Origin of the sequence: Paenibacillus sp. Root444D2, from assembly GCF_001426375.1 — a bacterium.
Classification (GTDB): Bacteria; Bacillota; Bacilli; order Paenibacillales; family NBRC-103111; genus Paenibacillus_E.
Genome location: NZ_LMEO01000016.1, coordinates 88,383 through 95,900 on the forward strand (window position 1 = coordinate 88,383; position 7,518 = coordinate 95,900).

Genomic DNA, 7,518 nt, shown 5'->3' on the forward strand with positions numbered 1-7,518 from the left:
CTATGAGAAGCTGGGGTAAAACGACGCTGTTGGTTGTGGGAAGTGTGCTGTCCATTGTTTTGGCGTATTGGCAAGGCGGATTTGCCGCTTGGTATTTAGGAATTTGTTTGACATTAATATGGATTCAGGCTGGATTATTTTATGTATTCGCATTACAAGGACTAACCATTAGCCGGCAGTTGTCAGGCGAAGTTTTCGTATCCGGTGAAGACGTAACAATCACTTTGCAAGTTGGGCATCGTACGTTTTTGCCGCTGCCTTGGATGATCATTAAGGATACATGGATTCATGAAGGAAGCGGAGTGAAGCTGAGCTACAGCAAGCTGCTTTTCCCAGGGTTTCGATCAGCTTTAATCCTCCATTATAAAATGACGGGTCTTATGCGAGGTGTTTATCGGTTCGCGGGTTTTGAGGCGGTGACCGGTGATTTATTTGGCTTTGCTGTTCGAAAAGCATACCGTGATGATCTTCAGCGGTGTGTTGTTTATCCGAGACCTGATTCTTTGACCGGATCAGGTATGACATTTCAATCCGAGGACGGTGATGTGTCTACCGTCCGTGGTCCTAAAACCGAGACTCCGCTGATTAGCGGTGTTCGTGACTATGTCAGCGGTGATCCCTACCACCGCATCCATTGGAAATCCACAGCCAGGCTGAGCCGGTTGATGACCAAAGACCCCGAGCAAGCATCCTCCGCGAAGCGGATGCTGCTGCTCGACGCGGCGCCTGCGGCGGGTCCAGCTGAGGCGGCGCAGCCGCTGCTGGAGAAGGGCGTCGCCCTAGCGGCGGGCTTCTTCGAAGCCGCCGCTGGCGGGCGCGAGAGCTGCGGCTTCGCTAGCAGCTCGGGAAGCAGGCGAATCGCGCCGACGATTCGCCCTGATCTAACGCTCGCGTACGAAGTACTCGCGAGCGTGGGCGGCAAGTCCGCCCTTTCCTTTCCTGACCTCGTCAGGAAAGAGGCGGCGGCCTTGCCGCTGGATGCGTCGATGCTGTGCATCACATCGACGCTGGACCAGGCGTTGGTGCGCGCGATCGCTGATGCGCGCACCAAGCGCCGATCCGTGCACGTGATCTACGTGCACGCGCGGCCTTCCCTCTCGGTCGCGGAGCGAGAGGGGGCTTCTCAGCTGCAGGCCGCAGGCTGCAGCTTCACAGAAGTGCCGCACCCGCGGAGCCAGTGGCCAAAGCAAGGGGGTGTCGCGGATGCAACCGCTTGAACCCAACCGCGCGCCGCGCGCTCTTTCACGTCCTTTACGCTCAAGCGCAGACTCGTCGCGCTTGAAGTCTCGCTCTTTAAGCGCTAACTCTTTAAGCACTAACTCTTTAAGCACTAACTCTTTAAGCGCTAACTCTATACACACCAGCGCAGACTCGCCGAGTGTAATCTCTCGCACTTCGAACTCGCGCTCTTTAAGCACTAACTCTGCGCACTCAAGCGCCGAGCCCGCAGCCGCTATCCCATCAAGTCCAATCTTCCATTCAAGCGCCATCTCTAACGCACAGTCATCATCGCCAATCACCAACACCTTATTCCGAGACAGTCTAATCTCATTGCTGCTCTTCCTACTGCTTTCGGAATGGCTCCGTCCTTTAGCCTGGATGGCCGATGCCTCTATTCAAATCGGTCCCATTCTCGTCGTATTTGCGATCTGCATTGCCATAGACTGCTTCAAGGTTCCTTATGCTTGGGGATGGACAGCCAAAAGTGTCATTATCCTGCTTTTCATCGGTTTTATGTTTGACCGTGAAGGCTTTCTAACCGGAGCATGGATCATCGATTTGGTGAGGATCATTTCTCAGGATATGGTTCACATCGTTCAAGCTCATTTCGATCTTATCAGTGGTCAAATGCGAACGCTGCTCTTTCTGTTAGGTTGGTCGCTCCTGATTTCCGTTGTGCAAGCTCTCATGCTGCAGAGGCAGCACAGTCTTTGGTTTGTTGCTGCTACGCTCATTTATCTCGTCTTCTTACAGTTGGTGCTTGGCGCGGATACGGTTCAAGGGATTATGCGCACAATAGGGTATGGACTACTTCTGTTATCGCTGCTCAATCTCTCTAGAATTGAACAAACCTATGGCGTAGCTTCGGTTCGATCGGGCGGCTTTTTTCAATGGTTTGTAGTCAGCTTGGTCGTTGTAAGTGCGCTAGCTAGTGTTGGATGGTTCTCGGCAAAGCAGGCGGAGCCTACTCCTCTTATGAAACCAGTTAGCTGGGCGTATTTATACGATCGCATATTTGAACTATACAACGATGATACGGGGGCAAAGGGTGCTTTTGCTAGGTCTGGATACGGTCAAGACGACTCTTCTTTAGGAGGTCCGCTCCAGGTGGACACGACCCCGGTATTCACAGCAAGAACCTCTGAATTAACCTACTGGCGCGGAGAATCCAAAAGCTTCTACGACGGCAAAGGCTGGACCGAGCCCAATCAAAAGCTGGAGCCTTACGTTTCTCCTAATCAATCAGTTACAGGTCGGACTGTGAGTCAGGAAATTCTATGGGACACGAAGTCACCTAATCGCCAATTGTTTGTGGGTGGGAAGTTACTAGGTGTTGATATGCTTTTGAGTGAGAAGGAGAAACCGCTAACGCCGAGCAGCCTCCTTGCATCTAAATCTAATGGTATAGTAACTCTGCCTGAGATTATGGATCCTTTGTCTTATTACAAAATAACTGTCCAGCCCGTGCAGGAAGATCCATCCATACTTAACACGGATACGGGTGGCTATCCCTCGGACATTGCAGGGGAATATCTTCAACTTCCAGCTTCATTGCCGCGTTCTGTTCGCAGCATTTCCGAGCAAGTGACTGCGAATAGTTTGACACCATATGCCAAAGCGGTTGCGATTGAGCAGTATTTGAGCAATACCTATACCTATAGTCTCGAAAAGCCAACGAATCCAAGTCGCAATGAGGATTTTGTCAGTCATTTTCTGTTCGTAGACCGAACAGGGTATTGTGATCATTTTTCAACCTCGATGGTCGTTATGCTTCGTTCTGTCGGGGTGCCTGCCCGCTGGGTAAAAGGTTTCGCGCCAGGGACACTGCAAGCATCAAGCAATAGCGATGGGCTTAAGGATGTTATGGTTCGCAATCTAGATGCGCATTCATGGGTGGAGGTTTATTTTCCTTCTATGGGCTGGGTGCCGTTTGAACCTACACCGGGTTTCTCTGGTGTTTCATCCGATCATCCGAGAGAAACCTTGACGACAGCTGCCATGGAGCAAGCGGCGATGACGGCTTCACTCACGAACATTCCTGCGCCTACCAAGTTTACAACCAATCCAAGTGAGTGGCTTCATGCAACGAAGGATAGAATCGTCAATTTTGCAAAGCCTTATAGGAAAGCTTTCATTTTTCTAATCGGAAGTTGTTTCCTTCTTGTGGGTATTTTCGTTTTGCTTAGGCGAAAAGGGCTCCTAGTCAATACGCGGCTGAATTTTCCAATTTACAAAAACAAGCAGGGCAATTCACACCCCATGACACCCTATATGGATCGCTTATGGATGCAGCTTTTTCGAAAATACGGCGCAAAATCCGCAAGCCAGACGGTGCGAGAGTATGTCACAACGCTAAATTTCAAAGATCAACGGCAGAAACAAGCGCTGCTCGAATTTGCCTTGATTTACGAAAGTGTCCGTTATGATACGGCCAATTCACTGACCTACACGAAGCGGGAAATTACAGCAATTTGGAAAGCCATTCAAAAGACACATTAAACCCCTTTACATCCTAGGTACCTAATGTTTAAAATTAGTACCTATAAATAGTGATAAGTGGACAAGGGGAGCCCCTTAAAACTCAATCGCTATGAATCTAGGAGGTCGGATAATGAGTAAACCGAGTGAAATGATTGTCGTATTAGATTTTGGAGGCCAGTATAATCAACTGATTGCTAGACGTATTCGTGATTTGGGCGTTTACAGCGAGCTGCTGCCGTTCAATACAACTGTTGATAAAATTCGTGAGCTTAACCCTAAGGGGATTGTGTTCTCGGGCGGTCCGTCGAGCGTATATGGTGAAGGAGCTCCGGCTGTTGACGCAGGAGTCTTTGATCTGGGTATTCCAATCTTGGGTATTTGCTATGGCATGCAGTTAATTGCTCACCAACTGAACGGTAAAGTTGAACGTGCGCACACGCGTGAATATGGCAAGGCAGATCTTGCATTTACGAATGAAAGCCCGTTAGTGAAAGGGTTAGAATCCAAGCAAACCGTGTGGATGAGTCACGGCGATCACGTTTCCGTCCTGCCTGAAGGCTTCGTTATAGAAGCAAGCACGGATTCTCTTCCGATTGCAGCTATGAGTAACCGTGAGCGCAACATTCATGCTGTACAGTTCCACCCGGAAGTTCGTCACTCCCTTCAAGGGAATGAAATGATCCATAACTTTATTTATGGAGTTTGCGGTTGCGTGGGCGACTGGACGATGTCCTCCTTTGTGGAAGACATGATCAAAGAACTTCGTCAAGAGGTTGGCGACAAGAAAGTCCTATGCGCACTTAGTGGCGGTGTGGATTCATCGGTTGTTGCTATTCTGCTGCATAAAGCGATTGGTGCACAGCTGACATGTATGTTTATTGATCATGGTTTGCTGCGTCAAGGTGAAGCTGAGAGCGTTATGGACACTTTTGTCGGTAAATTCGATATGAAAGTGGTCAAAATTGATGCGCGTGACCGTTTCCTCGGCAAGTTGGCTGGCGTAGACGATCCCGAGCAAAAACGTAAAATTATCGGTACCGAATTCATCCGTGTATTCGAAGAGGAATCCAGTCAGTTTGATGACTTTACTTACCTAGCCCAAGGCACTCTATATACAGATATCGTAGAAAGCGGCACGGCTACGGCTCAAACGATCAAATCGCACCATAACGTTGGCGGACTGCCGAAAGATATGAAGTTCAAGCTCATCGAGCCTCTCAAAACACTTTTCAAAGACGAAGTGCGTAAAGTAGGCGAGGAGTGTGGCCTTCCAGCAGCAATCGTTTGGAGACAGCCTTTCCCAGGTCCTGGTCTGGCCATTCGTGTTCTAGGTGAAGTAACGGAAGATAAGCTGAAAATAGTTCGTGAATCCGACGCCATTCTGCGCGACGAAATCGCCAAAGCAGGCTTAGATCGTGAGATCTGGCAGTACTTCACAGCACTTCCGGGCATGAAAAGCGTGGGAGTTATGGGTGACGCAAGAACTTACTCTTACACCGTAGGTATTCGTGCTGTTACATCTATTGATGGCATGACAGCTGACTGGGCGCGTATTCCTTGGGATGTGCTTGAGAAGATTTCGGTTCGTATTGTTAATGAAGTTGAGAACGTGAATCGTATCGTCTATGACATCACTTCTAAGCCGCCAGCTACCATTGAGTGGGAATAATATAAATCACTAGCAAAAGACGAACGTTTTGGGAAAATATACCCCTTCATCGTTCGTCTTTTTTATTGACATTAGGTTATTTCACGACTAAAATGTGTTATGGATAACAGTTTTTCGTATAATCTCGGGAATTGGCCTGAGAGTTTCTACGAGATCACCGCAAATGATCTGGCTACGAAAAAAAGGAACGGAATCCGTATGAGTTTCTACGTGCACCTTTACACATCGAAGGCAGCTCTCATATGGATAGCTCCTTTTTCGTACCCGGAATCAGGCATTATGATTCCGGGTTTTTTGCTGTTGCCAGAAAGTATATATGTATACTTTTGCTTCGCACAACCTTGATAAACGCGCTCGTCCTTGATAGGACGACAAGGGCGTTTATCCTTGGTTCCCCACATTCGTTTTAGGAGGAGTAGGAAAATGGATCGCTTTTTTAAATTGAAACAAAACGGCACGACAGTAAGAACAGAAATCATGGCGGGGATCACTACATTCATGACGATGGCTTACATCCTTGCTGTAAATCCAGACATTCTGAGTGCTTTTAAATCGGGGGCTACCGGTGGTGACTGGACTTCGATTTTCTTGGCTACAGCGATTGCTGCGGGTGTAATGACGATTGCAATGGGGTTATTCGTTAACTTTCCAGTTGCGCTAGCTCCTGGGATGGGCTTGAATGCTTACTTCGCGACCATCATTTTAACTTCGCAAGGTAAATTCACGTTCTCAATGGCTTTAGCAGCTGTATTCATTTCGGGGATTATTTTCATCATTCTTACCATCACCAGAGTCCGTCAAATGCTCCTTGTGGCCGTTCCAGACAGCCTGAAGCATGCGATTACCGTGGGTATTGGTTTGTTTATCGCAATGATCGGTTTTAAGAACAGCGGTATCTTAACCGTTGCGGTAGAAAGCGGCAAAGATATTAAGGCGCATCAATTTACGGATGTACTTTCATTTGAAACTGTGTTCCACATGGGTTCATTAGAAGATAAAGGCGTTATTTTAACAATCGTTGGGGTCTTGTTGATTTCTATCTTTATGGTGCTTCGACTGCGCGGCGCTATCTTGATCGGTATCTTGGCTACAACAATCATTGGGTATTTCATGGGTATGGTTAATCTAGGTTCATTGACTAGTGCAGACACGACATGGGTTCCTGATTTGTCCAAACTTCGTTTCGCTGATTTTGATTTTGCGGGCATAATGACAACGGGTATAGTTTCCGTAATTGCTACATTTACGTTTGTTGAGCTTTTTGACACATTCGGAACCATGGTTGGAACAGCGAATCGCGCTGGTATTATGAAGAACAAAGAAGAGGGCAACAAGCGTGTAGGTAAAGCGATGTTCGTGGATGCGATTGGTGTTAGTGGCGGTGCGTTGGTTGGGACTAGTACGGTTACTGCTTTCGTAGAAAGCGCAGCGGGTGTAGCTGAAGGCGGACGTACAGGTTTAACGGCGGTAACTACAGGCGTATGTTTCTTGCTTGCCCTGTTCTTAGCTCCGATTGCTATGTTGGTTCCTGGTTCTGCGACAGCGGCAGCGTTGATCGTGGTTGGTGTTCTGATGGTTCAATCCATTCGTGAGATCGACTTTCAAGATTTCGTTCTAGCAATCCCAGCTTTCCTTACAATTGTATTGATGCCTTTCACTTACAATATTGCTAATGGTATCTCCTTCGGTATCGTTTCGTATGTAGTTCTGGCAGCAGCAGCTAACCTAGGTGGTAAAAGTCAGACACGTTATCCGATTCACTGGTTAATGTGGGTACTGGCGATTCTTATCCTAGCTCGTTACATCTTTATAGGAAGCCAAGGTTAAAAAGATTCAAGCTCTGGTGCATTACGCACTGGAGCTTTTTTGTTACCATATTTTTCAAGGTATAAAAAGCTTGCAATCAGTTTGCGGATTTGTTATATTACTCCTTGTCGCTTCGGCGGTCGAACGAAAGAACGAAAGAAATTAAAAAAAGTTCTTGCAATCGAATAGGCCGATGTGGTATATTAATCAAGTCGCCTTTGAGGGGCGAAGGATTAAAATGAAAGAAATTGATCTTTGAAAACTGAACAACGAGTGAGTAAGCACGAACGAGAAATCGTTCAAAAAAGAGATTGCAAAATCTCGCTAGCAACGCAAATGAG

Annotated in this window: 4 protein-coding genes and 1 riboswitch; all 4 genes read left to right on the plus strand. The window is 47.5% G+C overall.

The genetic code is table 11. The features are described 5' to 3' along the window. Positions 1-2 precede the first annotated feature (2 nt). A complete protein-coding gene (locus ASD40_RS11965) occupies positions 3-1,217 on the plus strand; it encodes a DUF58 domain-containing protein (protein WP_057303512.1) in 1,215 nt (404 codons plus the stop codon). Beyond that, positions 1,204-3,720 carry a transglutaminase-like domain-containing protein gene (locus tag ASD40_RS11970; RefSeq protein ID WP_082562189.1) on the plus strand — a complete coding sequence of 839 codons (2,517 nt, stop codon included), beginning with the start codon at positions 1,204-1,206 and terminating at the stop codon, positions 3,718-3,720. The genes ASD40_RS11965 and ASD40_RS11970 overlap by 14 nt, the downstream gene beginning before the upstream one ends. 112 nt (positions 3,721-3,832) lie before the next feature. Then, positions 3,833-5,371, plus strand: coding sequence for a glutamine-hydrolyzing GMP synthase (guaA, locus tag ASD40_RS11975; RefSeq protein ID WP_057303514.1), 1,539 nt, complete (start codon positions 3,833-3,835; stop codon positions 5,369-5,371). Positions 5,372-5,465: 94 nt separating this feature from the next. Next, positions 5,466-5,566: riboswitch (purine riboswitch) on the plus strand. A 228-nt stretch (positions 5,567-5,794) separates the two neighbouring features. Further along, entirely contained in the window at positions 5,795-7,198 is a 1,404-nt protein-coding gene (locus ASD40_RS11980) for an NCS2 family permease (RefSeq protein ID WP_057303515.1), read from the plus strand. Positions 7,199-7,518 lie beyond the last annotated feature (320 nt).